The organism is Demequina litoralis (assembly GCF_030418455.1).
GTDB lineage: Bacteria > Actinomycetota > Actinomycetes > Actinomycetales > Demequinaceae > Demequina > Demequina litoralis.
Genome location: NZ_JAUHPW010000007.1, coordinates 52,361 through 68,942, shown reverse-complemented (window position 1 = coordinate 68,942; position 16,582 = coordinate 52,361). Strand labels below are relative to the sequence as shown.

Genomic DNA, 16,582 nt, shown 5'->3' with positions numbered 1-16,582 from the left:
TCCTAGCGGTCCCACGCCTCCACCGCCCTGGTGAACGCCTCTCCTCGGTCCGCGTAGCTGCGGAACTGGTCCATCGATGCGCACGCGGGTGACAGGAGCACGGTGTCCCCCGGCTCCGCGAGCCCCCGGGCGGCCTCGACCGCCCGGCTCATCACATCCTCCCCCGGAGGAACCGGGACGACCGGGATATCCGGGGCGTGTGTCGCGAGGGCCGCGGCGAGCGGCTCCTGGTCGACGCCGATGAGCACGGCCGCCCGCACGCGGCCCGCGATCGCCTCGACGAGGGCGCCGAACTCCTGCCCCTTGGCGAGGCCTCCCGCGATCCACACGACGGACCCGTCCGCACGCCCTCCGAAGGCGGCCTCGACCGCGTGCGCGTTGGTGGCCTTCGAGTCGTCGACGTAGGCGACGCCGTCGAGGTCGCGCACCCATGCGGTGCGGTGGTGGTCGAGCCGGAAGGACCGCAACCCGTCGCGCACGGCCTCCGGCGGCACGCCGACGGCGCGGCACAGCGCGGCCGCGGCCAGCGCGTTGGTGACGAGGTACGGGGGCACGTCGCCCGCGACGAGGTGCGCGAGGTCGTCGACCTCGCCCAGCTCGGCGGCCTGCCGGTGCCGGTCGGGCACGAAGGCACGGTCCACGAGCAGCCCCTCGACGAGGCCCAGCTGCGAGGGCCCGGGCGAGCCGAGCGTGACGCCGATCGCGCGGGCACCCTCGACCACGTCCGCCTCGGCCACCATCGACTCGACCAGCGCATCGGCCGCCGGGTACACGCATGCCACCTGGACGTGCTGGTACACCTTCGCCTTGTCGGCCCGGTACGCCTCGAGGCTGCCGTGCCAGTCGGTGTGGTCGTCGTCGGCGTTGAGGCAGACGGCCGCGTGCGGCGAGATGGTGTGCGCGAAGTGCAGCTGCAGGCTCGCGATCTCGACGGCGACCAGATCGGACTCCTCGCGCGCCGCGTGGATCACCGGGACGCCCATGTTGCCGCACACGCGCACGTCGAGCCCGCCCGCCCGCGCGATCGCGCCGACCATCTGCGTGGTCGTGGTCTTGCCGTTGGTGCCGGTCACCATGACCCACGGGATGCCGGGGCGGCGCACGCGCCACGCGAACTCCATCTCGGACCAGATCTCCAGCCCGGCGGCCTCGCACGCGCGCACCGCGGCGGAGTGGGGCGCGAAGCCCGGCGACGCCATCACCACGTCGAACGAGGCGAGGTCGACCTCGGAGACGTCGCGATGGTCGGCCGCGCCGTTCGCGTCGACGGTGACGGCCGTGCCGCCGAGCTCGCGCGTCACCTCGGCCGCGGAGGTGCCGGCGATGCCGACCCCCAGGACGAGGACGCGACGGCCCTCGAGGGTCGTCAGGTCGGTCACAGCGAGGCCACCCACTCCGCGTAGAAGATGCCGACGCCGAGGCCGGTGAACATCGCCGCGATGATCCAGAACCGGGTCACGATGGTGACCTCGCCCCAGCCCATCAGCTCGAAGTGGTGGTGCAGCGGCGCCATCTTGAACAGGCGTTTGCCGCCGGAGATCTTGAAGTAGCCGATCTGCAGCACCGAGCTCGCGACCACCAGCACGAAGAGGCCGCCCACGATCACGCCGAGCAGCTCGGTGCGCGTCACGATCGTCATGCCCGCGATCGCGCCGCCGATGGCGAGCGAGCCGGTGTCGCCCATGAAGATCTTGGCCGGGCTCGCGTTCCACCACAGGAAGCCCAGGCAGGCGCCCGCGATGGCGCCGGCCAGGATCGCGAGGTCCCACGGGTCGCGCACCTCGTAGCACGTGGAGCCCGCACCGGGGGTGCCGCAGGCCTGGTTGATCTGCCACAGGTTGATGAGGATGTACGCCACGAAGAAGATCACGGCGGTGCCGCTCGCGAGGCCGTCGAGCCCGTCCGTGAGGTTGACCGCGTTGGACCAGGCCGTGATGAGGAGGTTCGACCACACCACGAAGAGGATGAGGCCGATCGCCGGCCCCCAGATCGCCAGGTCGAGCTTGGTGTCGCGCAGGAACGAGATCGCGGTGGACGCGGGCGTGACGCCGCGGCCGTCGGGGAACTGCAGCGCGAGGATGCCGAACGAGATGCCGACGACCCCCTGGCCGAGGAACTTCCACCGGGCGCGCAGGCCCAGGGATCTCTCGCGCGAGATCTTGATCGCGTCGTCGAGGAAGCCGACGAGGCCGAGCCCGACCATGAGGTAGACCACGAGGATGGACGATGCGCTGGGCGCGCGGCCGACGAGCAGGTTGCCTCCCAGCCACGCGAGCACCGCGGCCAGGATGATGACGACGCCTCCCATGGTGGGGGTGCCGCGCTTGACGTGGTGGCTCGCCGGTCCGTCCTGGCGGATGAACTGGCCGAACTGACGATGCGTCAGGTACCGGATGAGGACCGGGGTCGCAAGAAGCGACAGCAGCACTCCGAGCCCTGCCGCGAAGACGACGGCCTTCATCCGACTCCTCCCACGAGCTGGTCCGCGAGCTCCCACAGCCCGGAGCCGTGGGAGGCCTTGACGAGGACGGTGTCCCCGGGGCGCAGCGTCTCCTCGAGGAGCGCGCGCGCCTCGCCGATTGTATCGACGTACGCCGCCTCGTCGCCCCACGAGCCCTCGCGGACGGCGGCGACGTACGCGGGCCGGGCGCCCGCGCCGACGATGATCGCGTGGTCGATGCGCAGGCGCACGACGTCCGTGCCGATCTGCTCGTGGATGGTCGCCGACGCGTCCCCGAGCTCGCGGATCTCGCCGAGCACGGCGACGGTGCGGCCGCCCTCCGCGACGAGCTTGAGCGCGCGCAGCGCCGCCCGCACGGACTCGATGGAGGCGTTGTAGGCGTCGTCGATCACGGTCACCCCGTCGGCGCGCTCCGTGACGGCCATGCGGTGGGCGGAGACGGGCCCGGCGGCGGCGACGCGCTCCCACGCCTCCTCCGGCGCGAGACCGCACTCGAGGCACACCGCCAGGGCGGCGAGCGCGTTCGTGACGTGGTGCTCCCCCACGAGCGCGAGGGTGCGGCGCTCCAGCTCGACCTCCGGGTCGCCCGCGAGCACCACCTCGAGCGACGCCCGCCCGCGCACCGTGGTGACGTCGCGGGCGGCGAGGTCGCCGTGGCCGATGCCGAACAGGACCGCGCGCGCGGCGAGCGAGGCCATGGGCGCCACCCGCGGATCGTCCGCGTTGAGGATCGCGACGCCGCCGGGCAGGAGGCCCGTGACGATCTCGCTCTTCGCGACCGCGACGTCGTCCGGCGAGGCGTACTCGCCCATGTGCGCGGTGCCGACGGTGAGCGCGACCGCGACGTCGAGCGGCGCGATCGACGTGAGGTAGTCGATGTGGCCGAGCCCGCTCGCGCCCATCTCGAGCACGAGGTGGCGGGTCTCGGGGCCCGCGCGCAGCACCGTGAGCGGCATGCCGATCTCGTTGTTGAAGCTGCCGACCGGAGCGACCACGGCGGGCAGCGCCTGCGACAGCAGGTCCTTGGTGGTGGTCTTGCCGTTGGATCCGGTGATGCCGATCACGGTGATCTCGCCCTCGGCGCGCAGCAGCGCGAGGTAGGCGCGGGCGAGCGCGCCGAGCGCGGCCTGCACGTCGGCGACGAGCACGTGGGGCGCGTCGACGGGCTCGGACACGAGGCACAGCGCCGCGCCGGCCGCGACGGCCTGCGGGACATAGTCGTGGCCGTCCACCCGCTCCCCCACGAAGGCGACGTAGAGGAAGCCCGGCTCGATGGCGCGGGAGTCCTTCTCGACACCGGTGACGAGGGTGTCGACGTCGGCCGCGAGCGTGCCGCCGACGGCGTTCGCCACCCACTGCGCGGTGACCGGCCTCACGCGCGCTCCTCGCGGACCGTGGCGAGGGCGGCGAGGAACGCGCCGGCATCGGTGTAGGGGTGGTGCACTCCGTCGATCTCCTGCGTGGTCTCGTGCCCCTTGCCGGTGGCGATGATGGTGTCCTCAGGTCCCGCCATCCGGACGGCGGCCTCGACGGCGGCCGTGCGCGGGAAGACCTCGTGGACGTCGCGGCGGTCGGGCCGCTCGGCGTCGACGCCCTCGAGGATGCGGGCCCGGATGTGCTCGGGCGGCTCGGTGCGGGGGTTCTCGTCGGTGACGATGACGACGTCCGCGTGGGTCGCGGCGGCGGTGCCCAGCCCGGGTCGCTTGGAGTCGTCGCGCAGGCCGTCGCAGCCGAACACGATGATGATCCGGCCGGGCGTGACGAGGCGCATCGCGTCGAGCACGCTCGCGATGCCGTCGGGCGTGTGGGCGTAGTCGACCACCGTCATCGGGGTCTCGGCGTCGCGCGTCGTGACGATCTCCGTGCGGCCGGGCACGGGGCGCGCGGTCTCGACGCCGCGGATGGCGTCCTCGAGCGGCACGCCGAGCGCGTGCGCGGACACGATCGCGCCGGTCGCGTTGGAGACGTTGATGAGGCCCGGCAGCGGGATGTCGACGTCGTGGCGTGTGCCGTCGGGAGCGACGAGCACGAAGCGCATGCCACCCCGCTCGGTGGGCCACGCGTCGACCGCGTTCCAGTCGGCACGCGGCGAGCCGGGGCGGGTCGCCACCGTCTCGACGGGCACCGTGACCTCGTCGACGAGGCGCCGCCCCCACTCGTCGTCGACCAGGACGACGGCGCGCTCCGCGAACTCGGGGGTGAAGATGCGCGCCTTCTCCTCGAAGTACTCCTCCATCGTGTGGTGGAAGTCGAGGTGCTCGTACGAGAGGTTGGTGAAGAGCACCACCGCGAAGCGGGTGCCGGTGACGCGCTCGAGCGCGATCGCCTGGGATGAGGCCTCGGCGACGGCCGCCGTCACGCCGGCCTCGCGCATCCGCGCGAGCAGCCCCTGGAGCATCGGCGCCTCGGTGGTGGTGCGCGCGGCGGGCGCGGCCTCGTCGCCGATGCGCATCTCGACGGTGCCGAGCAGGCCCACGGTGTCGTGGACGGCGCGCAGCGCGCCCTCGGCGAGGAAGGCGGTGGTGGTCTTGCCGTTGGTGCCGGTGAGGCCGATGAGCGGGACGTCCCGCGACGGGTCGCCGTAGACCTCGGCGGCGGCCAGCCCGCAGGCCCGGCGCGCGTGCGTCGTGACGAGGACGGGCACGCCGGTGGCACGGGCCTCGGCGGCGCCCTCGAGGTCCGTGAGGATCGCGGCGGCCCCGTTGGCCACGGCCTGCGCGGCGAAGCGCGCGCCGTGGACGTTCTCGCCCGGCAGCGCGCAGAAGAGGTCGCCCGGCTCGACGCCGCGCGAGTCGACGGTGGCGCCCGTGACCCGGACGTCGGGTCCGTGCAGGTCTGCGCCCACGCGCGCCTCGATGGCGGTCAGCAGGGCGCCGGCGACGCGGGAGGGACGCATCGAGAGGTCCGGCATTCTCACTTCCAGGTGGTCGGGTACAGCGTGGGCTCCGACGCGGACGGCGGCACCCGCAGGGACTGCAACGCAAAGGTTGCCACATCCTTGAAGACGGGGGCGGCGGTGGTGCCGCCCCAGATCTCGGTCTTCGGGTCGAGGAGGATGACGGACACGACGATACGCGGATCGTCCGCCGGCGCGATGCCGACGAAGGACGCGACGATGGACGTGAGGCGGCCGTCGGCGCCCGCGGCCTGGGCGGTTCCGGTCTTGCCCGCGACGCGGTAGCCGTCGATGCGTGCGAGCACGCCGGTGCCGCCGTCCTGCGTGACGTCCTCGAGCATCGTCAGCACCTGGGTCGCGGTGGACTTCGACACGACGCGCTTCGGCTCCTCGGTCTCGCGCGCCGTGAACGTGCCGTCCTCGTCCTGGTAGCCCTTGACGACGGTGGGCTGCACCTTGAGCCCGTCGTTGGCGATGATCGAGAAGACCTGGCTGGTCTGCAGCGCGGTCACCGCGAGGCCCTGACCGAACGTGGTGGTCCACTTCTGGCGGCCGTCCCAGTCCTCCCAGCCGGCCAGGATGCCGGCGGACTCGGCGTTGAGCCCCACGCCGGTGGTCTGCCCGAAGCCGAACTTCCTGAGGTACTTCCAGCGGGTCTCCGAGGTCATCATCTCGCCCACCTGGACGGTGCCGGTGTTGGACGACGTCGCGAGGATGCCCGACAGCGTGAGCTTCTGCGTCTCGTGCTCGTGCGAGTCCGTGAAGGTCTGGTCGTTCTCGGTCGTGTACTTGTACGGCGCCTTGAACTGGGTCAGCGGCGTCGCGATGCCCTCCTCGATCGCGGCGGCCATGGTGATCACCTTGGCGGTCGAGCCCGGCTCGAACACGGTCGACACGGACCGCGCGCCGCGGTCGTCGGCCTCCGAGGCGCCGGGATCGTTCGGGTCGACGCTGTCCGAGTCTACGAGCGCGAGGATCTCCCCCGTCTGCGTGTCCTGGACCACCACGGTGGCCTGGCTGGCGCCGGTCGCGGAGATCGCCTCCTGGGCGCGCTGCTGGGCGTACCACTGGATGTCGCGGTCGATCGTGAGGACCACGTCCTGGCCGGGCACCGCGGCGGTCTCCTCCTGGACGCCGGTGGGGATGAGGTACGCGCCGGTCGAGTCGCGCTCGTACGTGAGCGAGCCGGACTCGCCCTCGAGCTCGTCCTCGTACGCCGCCTCGACGCCGGTGAGGCCCACTGTGCCCGTGCCCTCCGCCGAGCCACCCATGAAGCCGACGACGTTGCCCGCCAGCGTGCCGTTGGGATAGACGCGCTTGGAGACCTGCTCGGGCTCGATGCCGAGGATCTTCTCCGCGGCGATGAGCTCCCACGTCTCGGGCGAGATGTCCTTGACCAGGTACGCGAACGTGCTGTCGCCGATCATCTTGGCACCCAGCTCGGCGGCATCGGCGTCGAGCAGCGGTGCGAGGATCTCGGCGGCCCCTGCGGGCCCCGAGGCGACCACCTCGCCGTCCTCGGTGCGCACGAACTCCTTGATCTTCTGCTGGTTGACGCCCACGTTGTAGCGCTCCACCGAGGTGGCGAGCACCACCCCGTTGCGGTCGACGATGTCGGCGCGCGGGACGGTGAGCTCCTTGGTGACGAGGCGCTGCGACAGCGCGTCGGACGCGATCGACTGCGAGTTGACCGCCTGGATCATCACCAGCCGGGCCGCGAACACGACCAGCACGGCGAGCAGGACGCCCGTGATGATCCGCTGTCGCAGCCGCGGGTCCGCCAGGCGGGGCGCGCGGGGCGAAGGCATGCGGTCTACTTCTTCCCTGTCTCGAGGACGATGCCGTCCGATAGTGACACGAAGCCGAGGGCCGAGGCGGGAGCCATGCCGAGCACCGATGCGCGTCGGGCGAGCTCCTCCGGAGAGGCGTTCGTGTCGAGCGTCTCCTGCAGGGCGGCCTGCTGGACGTGCAGGTCCCTGATCTGGATCTTGAGGTCGCGGCGCTCGTAGGCGCCCTCCGCCATCGTCGTGTTGATGAGGAGCACCGCGGCGAGCGCCGCGAGCACCACGCCGACGCACGCGATGGCGAACGGCACGAGCGAGCGCGCCGTCTCGGGGGCCGCGACCGCACGCAGGTGGCGCCGGGGCGCCGCCTCCGGCCGGGGGGCGTGGGCACGCTGCTGACGCACGGGTGCGGCGCTCATGCGAGCCTCCTCAGGCGCTCGGGCGGGGTGGGACGGAGCCGCTCGGCTGCGCGCAGCCGGACGGGCTTGGAGCGGGGGTTGGCCTCGGCCTCCTCGGCGGACGCCTTCTCGGCGCCGCGGGTGAGGAGGCGCAGGTAGGGCTGGTCGGCCTCGGGGACCACCGGCAGCCCGGGCGGCGCCTGGGACTCGGCCCCGGCGGCGAACGCGCGCTTGACGATGCGGTCCTCGAGCGAGTGGTACGACTCCACGACCACGCGGCCGCCGACGCCCACGCCCTCGATCGCGGCGGGGATCGCGCGCTCGAGCACCTCGAGCTCGCGGTTGACCGCGATCCGCAGCCCCTGGAAGGTGCGCTTGGCCGGGTTGCCGCCGCCGGGCGAGCGGGTCGCGGCGGGGATGCAGGCGCGCACGAGGTCGACGAGCTCGGCCGAGCGGGTGATGGGGGCGGTCTCGCGGCGGCGCACGATGGACCGGGCGATCTTGGAGGCGAAGCGCTCCTCGCCGTACTCGCGGAGGATGCGCGTGAGCTCGCGCTCGTCGGCGTCGCGCAGGAGGTCTGCCGCGGACACCGGGTCCTCGGGGTTCATCCGCATGTCGAGGGGCGCGTCCTGCGCGTACGAGAAGCCGCGCTCCGCGTCGTCGATCTGCAGCGAGCTGACCCCGAGGTCGAGCAGGATGCCGTCCGCGTGGTCGGCGCCCGCGGCCGCGAGCGCGCCGGCGATGTCGTCGTACTCCGCGTGGTGGGCGATGAAGCGGTCGCCGAAGCGCGCGAGCCGCGCGCTCGCGAGCGCGATCGCGTTCGGGTCGCGGTCGATGCCGACGACGCGGGCCTGCGGGCAGCGCTCGAGGATGCCCTCGGTGTGGCCGCCCATGCCGAGCGTGCCGTCGATCGCGACGGCGCCCTCGTGGTCGAGCGCGGGCGCCAGGAGGTCGACGCAGCGCTCGAGCATCACCGGCGTGTGCCGCGACGCCGCGGCGTCCCGCGCATCGTGCTCCTGCTCGCCCATCGACCCTCCTCACCGGGTCCGGCCCGTGCCCCGTGGTCTCCCTCCGAGCTCCTCTGGCGGGGGGAAGTCCGCCAGAGCGATCCGGGAGGAGGCCACAGGGCACGCGCTCTCACTACATGTCGTCGAAGATCTCCGCCGCCGTCTCCGCATACGCGTCCTCGCCGGCCTCGAGGTACTGCTCCCACCGCTCCGCGTCCCAGACCTCGACACGCGAACCCATGCCCACCACGGCCACCTCGCGCTCCAGCCCCGCGTAGCGGCGCAACGGCTGCGACAGCAGGATCCGGCCCTGCTTGTCGGGGATGTCGTCGCTCGCGTGCCCGAGGAAGCTGCGCAGGTAGTCCCGCGCCGCCTTGTTCTCGAGCGGCGCGCGGCGCAGCCGGTCGTGGATGTGCGCGAACTCGTCCAGCGGGAAGAGGAACACGCAGCGGTCGAGACCGCGGGTTGCGACCAGCCCTGACGACAGGCGGCCGCGGAACTTCGCCGGGAGGATGAGCCGCCCCTTGTCATCGAGGCGGGGCGTGAACGTGCCGAGGAACACGCCCGTGGGGCCAAGCCCGAACGTCGTGGTCTCAGACATCGGCCCTCCCCTCAGGCTCCCCGTCCCTCCCAGTGCCTCCACTTTACTCCACTTCTCTCCACCTGTCTCGGGAATTGCGCAGAAAACTTGCTGAGTTCACATAAAAAGCCAGGTAGATCGGGTGGAGTGTGGTGGAGGGAAATTGCCTCCCCACGGCGCATTCTGCTCAACTAGGCTCGGAGCAAGGGAGAGGGGAACCATGACGACGACCGTCCCGACCGCCGCGCAGCTCGCCGAGGTCGCCGACCTCGCCCGCCGCGTGCGCGAGCAGCTGCACACGGTGCTGTCCGGCCTGGACGATGCGGTGGACGCGACGCTCGCGACGATCCTCGCCGAGGGCCACCTGCTCCTCGAGGACGTCCCCGGGGTCGGCAAGACGACGCTCGCGCGCGCCCTCGGACGCGCGCTCGACACCACGGTCGGCCGCATCCAGTTCACGCCGGACCTGCTGCCGTCGGACGTCACCGGCGTGAGCGTGTTCCGCGGCGACGAGCACCGCTTCGAGTTCCGCCCGGGTCCGGTCTTCGCGAACATCGTCGTCGCCGACGAGATCAACCGCGCCTCGCCCAAGACCCAGGCCGCGTTGCTCGAGTCGATGCAGGAGAAGGCCGTCACGGTCGACGGGGAGACGCGCCCGCTGCCCAGCCCCTTCCTCGTCGTGGCCACGCAGAATCCGATCGACATGGAGGGCACCTATCCCCTGCCCGAGGCGCAGCGCGACCGCTTCATGACGAGGATCGCGGTCGGCTACCCCAGCCCCGGCGACGAGATCGCCATGCTCGACGCGCACGACGGCCACGACCCGCTCGCCGAGGTGCGGCCCGTCGCGACGGCGGCCGACCTCGAGCGCGCGATCGCGACCGTGCGGGGCATCTACGCCTCGCCCGCGGTCAAGCAGTACCTCGTCGACGTGGTGCGCGGCACGCGCGGCAGCGCGGACCTGCGCCTCGGCGCGTCCCCGCGCTCGAGCCTCCAGCTGCTCGCCGCCGCGAAGGCGCGAGCCGCGATGGCCGGCCGCGACCACGTGCTGCCCGACGACGTCAAGGCGCTCGCCGCGCCGGTGCTCGCGCACCGCGTCATCCCCGCCGCGCAGGCGCGTGCGGCGGGCCGCTCGGCGGAGGCGGTCATCCACGACATCCTCGCGCGCGTCGCGGTGCCCGCGGCACGCGCCCCCGAGGCGCTGTCGCGGGGATGAGGCGCGGACCGGCTCCCGAGCGCCGCGCGGAGGGCGCCGAGACCGTCGTGACCCCGCGCGGGGTCGGGCTCGCCGCGGGCGGCGGCGCGCTGCTGCTCGTCGGCATCGGCTTCGCCTCGGCCCCGCTCGTGCTCATCGGCGCGACCGTGGTCGCCGCCGTGGGTGTGGCCGCCGCGTGGATCCTCGCCCAGGTGCTCGCGACCCGCGCCCGGGTCGACGCGGTCACCCGCAGCGTGACCCCGGCGACGCTCAGCGCCGGCACCCCCGGGGACGTGGTGGTGCGCGTCGCGGCGCGCGGCGCCCTCGCGCGCGGCCTCCGTCTGCGCGAGCAGGCGGCCGCCGAGCTCACGGGAGGCGCGGGCACGCGTGCGGCGATCGCGCGGCGTCCCGGCTCGGTCGAGCTGCGCTACCGCCTCTCCCCGACCCGGCGCGGGCGGTGGCTCCTGGGTCCCGCGCTGGCACGCACCGCGGACCCGTTCGGGCTCGCGTGGTCCGACCGTGCGGTGGGCGGATCGCTCGAGGTCGCCGTGTGGCCGGTCGTCGTCGACCTCGCCGCGAGCGCGGGCGAGCTCATGGGTACCGCCGACCGCGCGCATGCCGGCGCACGCACCCCCGCCGCCGACGACGCCTCGCTACGCGACTATCGCGACGGCGACGACCTCCGCCGCGTGCACTGGGCGTCCTCCGCCCGCCGCGGGACGCTGCTGGTGCGCTCCGAGGAGCAGCAGGGGCGCACCGCCGCGACCGTCCTGCTCGGCCTGCCGCCGGCGCAGACCGGGCTCGAGTGGGCCATCACCGCCGCCGCATCGGTCGCGCTGTCGGTGGTCGAGGCCGGCCACCCGGTGAAGCTCGTCGCGGGCACGCTCGAGACCGTCGTGCAGGACACGCACGGACGCGCCGCCGAGTCCGCCCGCGCAACCATCCTCGATGCGACCGTCGACCTCTCCCCCACGCACGACACCGCCGAGGCGGACCGGCTCATCGCGGCCGGGGCCGCCCGCCTCGATCCCGGGCACCAGGACGTGGTGGTCGCGGTGATCGAGCCCTCGGGCCCCGTCGCGCTGCGCGCGCTCGCACCGCTGGGCGAGTCGGGACGCGCGTGGGCGCTCGTGCGCGCGCCGCTCGCGGCACGGGCGCGGGCCGAGCGCACCGTCGAGTCCCTGCGCGCCACCGGCTGGCGCGCCGCCATGACCCTCGAGCCCGAGCCGCTCGAGGAGGCCTGGGCGCGCCTGCTCGCGGAGGAGGACGCGTGAACGGCGGCCGCTGGCGGCTCCTCGCCACCCCCCTCATCGCGATCGCTGCGGGGCTGGGGGTGGGCGGGCTGTCGGGCCTCGTCGTCTTCGGCGACTGGCTGCGTCCCACCGGCGCGGTGCTGGGCGCGACGGCCGCGGTCGTCGTCCTCGCGCGGCTCGCGACCGGCAGGCCCTTCCTCCCGAGCGTCGCGGGCGCGCTCGCCGGCGCGTGGCTCATCGTCGTCGCCTACGTGCCCGGACCGGACGGCGGCACCACGTGGCTCCCCCGGGGCGAGACCCTCGACGGGCTGCGGGTGGTCGCGGAGCGCGCGTACTGGTACGCCCAGACGAGCGTGGCGCCCGCGGAGGTCGAGGCCTCGCTGGCCGGCGCGATCACGCTCGCCGTCGTCGCGCTGTTCCTCGCGGTCGACGCGCTGGCGGTCGGCGCGGGCTTCGCCGCATCGTCCGGCTTCCTGCTCCTCGCGCCGTGGCTGCCCGCCCTCACGCTCGAGCGCCGCGTGCCCACACTCGCGCTCGCGGGCGCGCTGGGCGCGTGGCTCGCCGTGATCGCGCTGTCGCGGCGCAGCGATCGGGGGACGTGGCGAGCGCGTGCACGGGACGGGGCGTCGCCCGCGGCCCCGGGCGCCGCCCTCGCCGCCACGGCCGCCACGCTGCTCGTCGCGCTCGTCGCGGCGCCGCTCGCGATCGGCGGGCCGGGATGGGGCGCGATGCCTCGGCTCACGCTGCCTGCCTCGCTCGGCGGGAACTCGCGGCTCGACCTCGAGATCGACCTGCGCAACTCGCTCACGGAGCAGTCCGCCGAGCCCGTGCTCACCTACACGTCGGACTCGGGACGCATGGACGTGCTGCGCGCATACTCGTTCGGGACGTTCGACGGCACGAGCTGGGACCGCGACCCCGTCGGCGACACCGCGCCCGCGACGGGCGTGCTGTGGCCCGAGGACACGGGCAGCCCGCTCATCGCCGAGCCTGGGACCCTCGCGATCCGGTTCGGCGCCAGCGCCGAGTCCCGCGTGTTCGTGCCGGCCGTCCCGCGCACCCTCGCGGCCGGCAGCGAGTGGCGCTACGACGCGTCGACCGACGAGGTGCTGATCGATCGCCCGGAGGGCACCACCGACCTGCGGTACACCGTCCGGCTGGCGGTGGACTTCCACACCGAGGAGACGCTTCGCGCCGCCGACGCGCTCGTCGCCGCCGGCGGCGACTCCGCGGTGCCGGCCCGCTACCTCGACCTCAACGAGCGCATCGACATCGACAAGGTGCGCCAGGTCGCCCAGGCGGTGACCGGCTCGGCCACCGGCCGGTACGAGCAGGCGGTCGCCCTCCAGGACTACTTCCGCGGCCCCAACTTCACCTACAGCACCGACGTCGCGCAGACCACCGGCGACGCGGTGTCGACGTTCCTCGCGGACGGCAACGGCTACTGCGTCCAGTTCGCGACCGCGATGGTGGTGATGGCACGCACCCTCGACATCCCCGCACGCATGGCGATCGGCTACCTCGGCGGCACCGCCGACGGGGACGAGTACGTCGTGCGCGGCCGCGACGCCCACGCGTGGCCCGAGCTCTACTTCCCCGGCCACGGCTGGGTCCGTTTCGAGCCCACGCCCGCGGTCCAGACCGGCGACCGGCCCGCGTACACGCCGCAGGACACCCCGGAGAACGAGCCCGAGCAGCCGTTCGCCACCGAGCGGCCGACGGCGGTGCCGTCGCGCGCCCCCGTCCCGGAGCCGACGGTCGGCGCGGAGGCTCCCACCGAGGACGGCTCCGCCGGCTTCCCCTGGATCACCGTGGTGGTGCTCGCGCTGGCGGCCGCGGGAGGCGGCGCCGCGCTGTGGGCGCGCGGGCGCGCGAGGGCGTCGGCGGTGACGGATGCCGAGTCGGCATGGGCGACGATGCGCCGGCGCCTGGGCGTGCGCGCGGGCGACGAGACGCTCACCCCCGCCGAGACCGAGCGATGGATCGTGAGCGAGGGGCCCGACCTGGGCGACGCGGCGCGCGCGTCGCTCGCGAGCCTGCGGGCCGCGGTGGAGGACGCGCGCTACGCGCCCACGAGCCGCGCCGTCGACGCCGAGGCGCTGTCGCGCTGGGTCGACGACGTCACGCACGCGGCGAAGGAGGCCGAACGGGGCGAGAAGGCCCGCGGCTGAACCGGGACGTCACCGGGAACGGATCACGGCCCCGACCTGACATGCGACTGCAGCACGGCCTCGGCCGTGCTGCAGTCTGCGCTACGCAGTTCCGGCAACGGAACTGCGGAGGCTAGATGTCGCCTTGCTCGCGGCGGCGCTCGAAGCGCTCCTCCATCCGCGTCATGAAGCTCTTGTCGGCCTTGCGGCGACGCGCGGGAGCCGCGCCCGCCGTGCGTCCGGCCGAGGGCCGGGGCGTCAGCAGAGCCCACACCGCGGCGGCGAGCATGACGGCGAAGCCCGCGACGCCCACGACGATGAGCTGGCTCACCGCACCGGTGACCACGATGGCAAGGCCGGCGACCACGCCGACGCCGGCCCAGATGTAGCGACCGCGGGGCCTCGACGCCCTCGCCATCGCCGAGCCGAGCTTCGCGTCCGAGCCGAGATCCCTCTCGAGCTGCTCGAGCACGCGCTGCTCGTATTCCGACAGCGGCATCTCGCCCTCCTTCCCTGCACGGTGTTCTCAAGTCTATCCGTCGCGCGTCCCGCAGACCAGACGAGCGTCTAGGGTGAGGCAATGCCTCGCCACCGGACCGCCCGCGTCGCCCCGGACGTGCCCCGCGGCGTCGAGTTCGCCATCGCGACGGGCGTCGCGGAGCTGCGCGACGAACCCGATGGGACAACGTTCCTGTGGGTCAACGGAGTTCCCAGCTCCCCGCTCGACCTCGACCCCGAGTCGCTGGCCTTCGAGTACATGCGTCACCTGTCCGCCGCGGTCGACGCGTGGGGGCCGCCGCCGCGCATGCTCGCGCTGCACGTCGGCGCGGCCGCGTGCGCCTTCCCGCGCCACCTCGCGCATCGCTTCCCGGACTCGGGCCACATCGCCGTGGACGTCGACGCGACGCTCCCCGAGCTGGTCCGGACCTGGTGGGACCTCCCCCGCGCACCGCGCCTGCGCATCCGCGCCCAGGACGGATTCGAGGCCGTGGCGACGCGGCGGGACGAGAGCCTCGACCTCGTGGTCCGCGACGCGTTCGCGGGCGACTCGACGCCGCCGGCGCTCGCCTCCTCCGAGTGGTGGACGCAGGCGGCGCGGGCGCTCCGGCCGGGCGGCCTCGCGCTCGCCAACGTCGGCACTCGCCCGGGCGACCGTACGGCGGCGGCGGACGTCGCCGCGGCACGTGCGGCGCTCGGCGACGTCGTCGCGATCGGCGAGCATGCGGTCCTCAAGGGCCGGCGTCGCGGCAACGTCGTCATCGCGGCGGTCCGCGGTGGAACGCTCGACGCGGATCCGCTGCGCCGTTACGCCGCATCCGCGCCCCTGCCCACCGGCGTCTCCGCGGACTGGGCGGGCTGACGCGCGGCCTCCCGCGCATCGTCCCCGGGAACGCCGACGGCCGCCGCCCCCCGGAGGGGACGACGGCCGTCCGACGTGTCGACGCCTTAGAGCGGGCGAACCTTCTCCGCCTGCGGGCCCTTGGGGCCGTTGGTGACCTCGAACTCGACGCGCTGCGCCTCCTCGAGGCTGCGGTAGCCGTCGGTCTCGATCGCCGAGTAGTGGACGAAGACGTCGGCGCCGCCGCCGTCCTGCGCGATGAAGCCGTAACCCTTCTCGGCGTTGAACCACTTCACAGAGCCCTGTGCCATGCCTGTCATTCCTTACCTTCTTGCCCGGAGGACGGGAAGGCGGGACCCCGTGCCCCACCTTGTCGCCGCAATGCCACTCCCCGACCCAGGTGAGACAGGTTCCTGCACACTACGTTCTTGCAACCGCGCCAAGTGTGGCAGAAATCAGGGCTGAGTGGGGGGATCCCTGCGCTCTTGCGCGAGGAACTTCTCGAACTCCGCGGCGATCTCGTCCGCGGAGGGCAGCCCGCCCTCGACCTCGAGGCCGCGACCGCGTGCCTCGTGGAACGCGTCGTACTGGTTCTCGAGCGCCTCGACCAGCGCCTGGACCTCCTCGCTCTCGGCGAGCTGGCGGTCGATCTCCTCGGACGCGATCGCGGCCGCGTCGTCGAGGGACGCCGGGTCCAGGTCGAGCCCCGACAGGTCCTCCAGGCCCTCGAGCGCGCGCTGCGCGGCCTGCGGGTACGAGGACTGCGCGAGGTAGTGCGGCACATGCACCGCGACGTTGACGGCAGGCAGCCCCCACTGTCCGAAGCGGTACTCGAGCAGGTTCTGCGCCGAGGCAGGCACCGTGACGGTGCCGAACATCGAGGCAGAGTCCGGCAGCAGGTCGGGGTCCGTGCCGTGGATGGTCACGGTGAGCGGGCGCGTGTGCGGCACCGCCATGGGGATCCCGTGGGAGCCGAGGGTGAGGCCCACGCCGAGCCGGTCCACGGCCTCCCGCACGGTCGAGATGTACCTCTCCCACTGGATGTCGGGCTCGAAGCCGTGCAGCAGCAGGAAGTGCGACCCCTCCTGGTCGTGGACGAGGTCGAGCGCGAGGTGCGGCTCGTCGTACGCCGTCCACTGGTTCACCGAGAACGTCATCTCGGGACGCCGGGAGCGGTAGTCGAGCAGCTGGTCGATGTCGAAGGTCGCGATGCGCTGCGGGTCGCCGATCTCGAGGATGTGGTCCGCGACGAGCGCGCCCGCACGCCCCGCGTCGATGAAGCCCCTCAGGGAGTGGACCAGCACGGAGCCGTGCTCCGGTGCGACGTCGGCCCACGCCTGGACGCCGTCCGGGTCCCAGCTCAGCAGCGGTCGTTCCATGATCATCCATCCTTCCACCGACGCCCGCCCGCGTCTGCCGTTCTCGCCCTCCGCGAAACCCTCATGCGGCGAGGGTGCTTCCAGCAGGCGCCGGGACGCGCGATAATGAGGGACTGCCCTGTTGAAGTCGACCCAGGGTG

General features: G+C 73.5%; 15 protein-coding genes. 4 read left to right on the top strand and 11 right to left on the bottom strand.

Going from position 1 to position 16,582, the window contains the following annotated elements:
* Positions 1 to 2: 2 nt before the first annotated feature.
* The 8 genes from murD to mraZ form a co-directional block, all read right to left on the bottom strand.
* On the bottom strand, positions 3 to 1,379 hold the full coding sequence (gene murD, locus QQX09_RS10010) for a UDP-N-acetylmuramoyl-L-alanine--D-glutamate ligase (protein ID WP_301134136.1): 1,377 nt from the start codon (positions 1,377 to 1,379) through the stop codon (positions 3 to 5).
* Positions 1,376 to 2,461 carry a phospho-N-acetylmuramoyl-pentapeptide-transferase gene (gene mraY, locus QQX09_RS10005; protein WP_301134134.1) on the bottom strand — a complete coding sequence of 362 codons (1,086 nt, stop codon included), beginning with the start codon at positions 2,459 to 2,461 and terminating at the stop codon, positions 1,376 to 1,378. Before mraY ends, murD begins: the two co-directional genes overlap by 4 nt.
* Entirely contained in the window at positions 2,458 to 3,837 is a 1,380-nt protein-coding gene (locus QQX09_RS10000) for a UDP-N-acetylmuramoyl-tripeptide--D-alanyl-D-alanine ligase (protein ID WP_301134132.1), read from the bottom strand. Before QQX09_RS10000 ends, mraY begins: the two co-directional genes overlap by 4 nt.
* Positions 3,834 to 5,372 carry a UDP-N-acetylmuramoyl-L-alanyl-D-glutamate--2,6-diaminopimelate ligase gene (locus QQX09_RS09995; RefSeq protein ID WP_301134131.1) on the bottom strand — a complete coding sequence of 513 codons (1,539 nt, stop codon included), beginning with the start codon at positions 5,370 to 5,372 and terminating at the stop codon, positions 3,834 to 3,836. Before QQX09_RS09995 ends, QQX09_RS10000 begins: the two co-directional genes overlap by 4 nt.
* 2 nt (positions 5,373 to 5,374) lie before the next feature.
* Positions 5,375 to 7,165: a peptidoglycan D,D-transpeptidase FtsI family protein gene (locus QQX09_RS09990; protein WP_301134128.1), complete on the bottom strand. Its 1,791-nt coding sequence runs from the start codon at positions 7,163 to 7,165 to the stop codon at positions 5,375 to 5,377.
* A 5-nt stretch (positions 7,166 to 7,170) separates the two neighbouring features.
* Positions 7,171 to 7,560: a cell division protein FtsL gene (ftsL, locus tag QQX09_RS09985; protein WP_301134126.1), complete on the bottom strand. Its 390-nt coding sequence runs from the start codon at positions 7,558 to 7,560 to the stop codon at positions 7,171 to 7,173.
* Positions 7,557 to 8,567: a 16S rRNA (cytosine(1402)-N(4))-methyltransferase RsmH gene (gene rsmH / locus QQX09_RS09980; protein ID WP_301134124.1), complete on the bottom strand. Its 1,011-nt coding sequence runs from the start codon at positions 8,565 to 8,567 to the stop codon at positions 7,557 to 7,559. The genes ftsL and rsmH overlap by 4 nt, the downstream gene beginning before the upstream one ends.
* Before the next feature lie 112 nt (positions 8,568 to 8,679).
* The gene (gene mraZ / locus QQX09_RS09975) at positions 8,680 to 9,147 is read right to left on the bottom strand and encodes a division/cell wall cluster transcriptional repressor MraZ (protein WP_301134121.1); all 468 of its coding nucleotides are present in this window, start codon (positions 9,145 to 9,147) and stop codon (positions 8,680 to 8,682) included.
* A 199-nt stretch (positions 9,148 to 9,346) separates the two neighbouring features.
* Here mraZ and QQX09_RS09970 point away from each other — a divergent pair, with 199 nt between their 5' ends.
* The 3 genes from QQX09_RS09970 to QQX09_RS09960 are packed head-to-tail and all read left to right on the top strand — an operon-like array spanning position 9,347 to position 13,745.
* On the top strand, positions 9,347 to 10,342 hold the full coding sequence (locus QQX09_RS09970; RefSeq protein ID WP_301134119.1) for an AAA family ATPase: 996 nt from the start codon (positions 9,347 to 9,349) through the stop codon (positions 10,340 to 10,342).
* On the top strand, positions 10,339 to 11,595 hold the full coding sequence (locus tag QQX09_RS09965) for a DUF58 domain-containing protein (RefSeq protein ID WP_301134117.1): 1,257 nt from the start codon (positions 10,339 to 10,341) through the stop codon (positions 11,593 to 11,595). Before QQX09_RS09970 ends, QQX09_RS09965 begins: the two co-directional genes overlap by 4 nt.
* Positions 11,592 to 13,745 carry a transglutaminase TgpA family protein gene (locus QQX09_RS09960; RefSeq protein WP_301134115.1) on the top strand — a complete coding sequence of 718 codons (2,154 nt, stop codon included), beginning with the start codon at positions 11,592 to 11,594 and terminating at the stop codon, positions 13,743 to 13,745. The genes QQX09_RS09965 and QQX09_RS09960 overlap by 4 nt, the downstream gene beginning before the upstream one ends.
* A 112-nt stretch (positions 13,746 to 13,857) precedes the next feature.
* Here the strand turns inward: QQX09_RS09960 and QQX09_RS09955 are convergent, their stop codons facing one another.
* Positions 13,858 to 14,223 carry an SCO2097 family morphological protein gene (locus tag QQX09_RS09955; RefSeq protein WP_301134113.1) on the bottom strand — a complete coding sequence of 122 codons (366 nt, stop codon included), beginning with the start codon at positions 14,221 to 14,223 and terminating at the stop codon, positions 13,858 to 13,860.
* Positions 14,224 to 14,304: 81 nt separating this feature from the next.
* Here QQX09_RS09955 and QQX09_RS09950 point away from each other — a divergent pair, with 81 nt between their 5' ends.
* Positions 14,305 to 15,084, top strand: a complete 780-nt coding sequence (locus QQX09_RS09950; protein ID WP_301134111.1) for a spermidine synthase — start codon at positions 14,305 to 14,307, stop codon at positions 15,082 to 15,084.
* An 86-nt stretch (positions 15,085 to 15,170) separates the two neighbouring features.
* Here QQX09_RS09950 and QQX09_RS09945 read toward each other — a convergent pair whose 3' ends face one another.
* Positions 15,171 to 15,374: a cold-shock protein gene (locus QQX09_RS09945; RefSeq protein ID WP_062294355.1), complete on the bottom strand. Its 204-nt coding sequence runs from the start codon at positions 15,372 to 15,374 to the stop codon at positions 15,171 to 15,173.
* Between the two features lie 144 nt (positions 15,375 to 15,518).
* Positions 15,519 to 16,442, bottom strand: a complete 924-nt coding sequence (locus QQX09_RS09940) for a proteasome assembly chaperone family protein (RefSeq protein ID WP_301134107.1) — start codon at positions 16,440 to 16,442, stop codon at positions 15,519 to 15,521.
* Positions 16,443 to 16,582 lie beyond the last annotated feature (140 nt).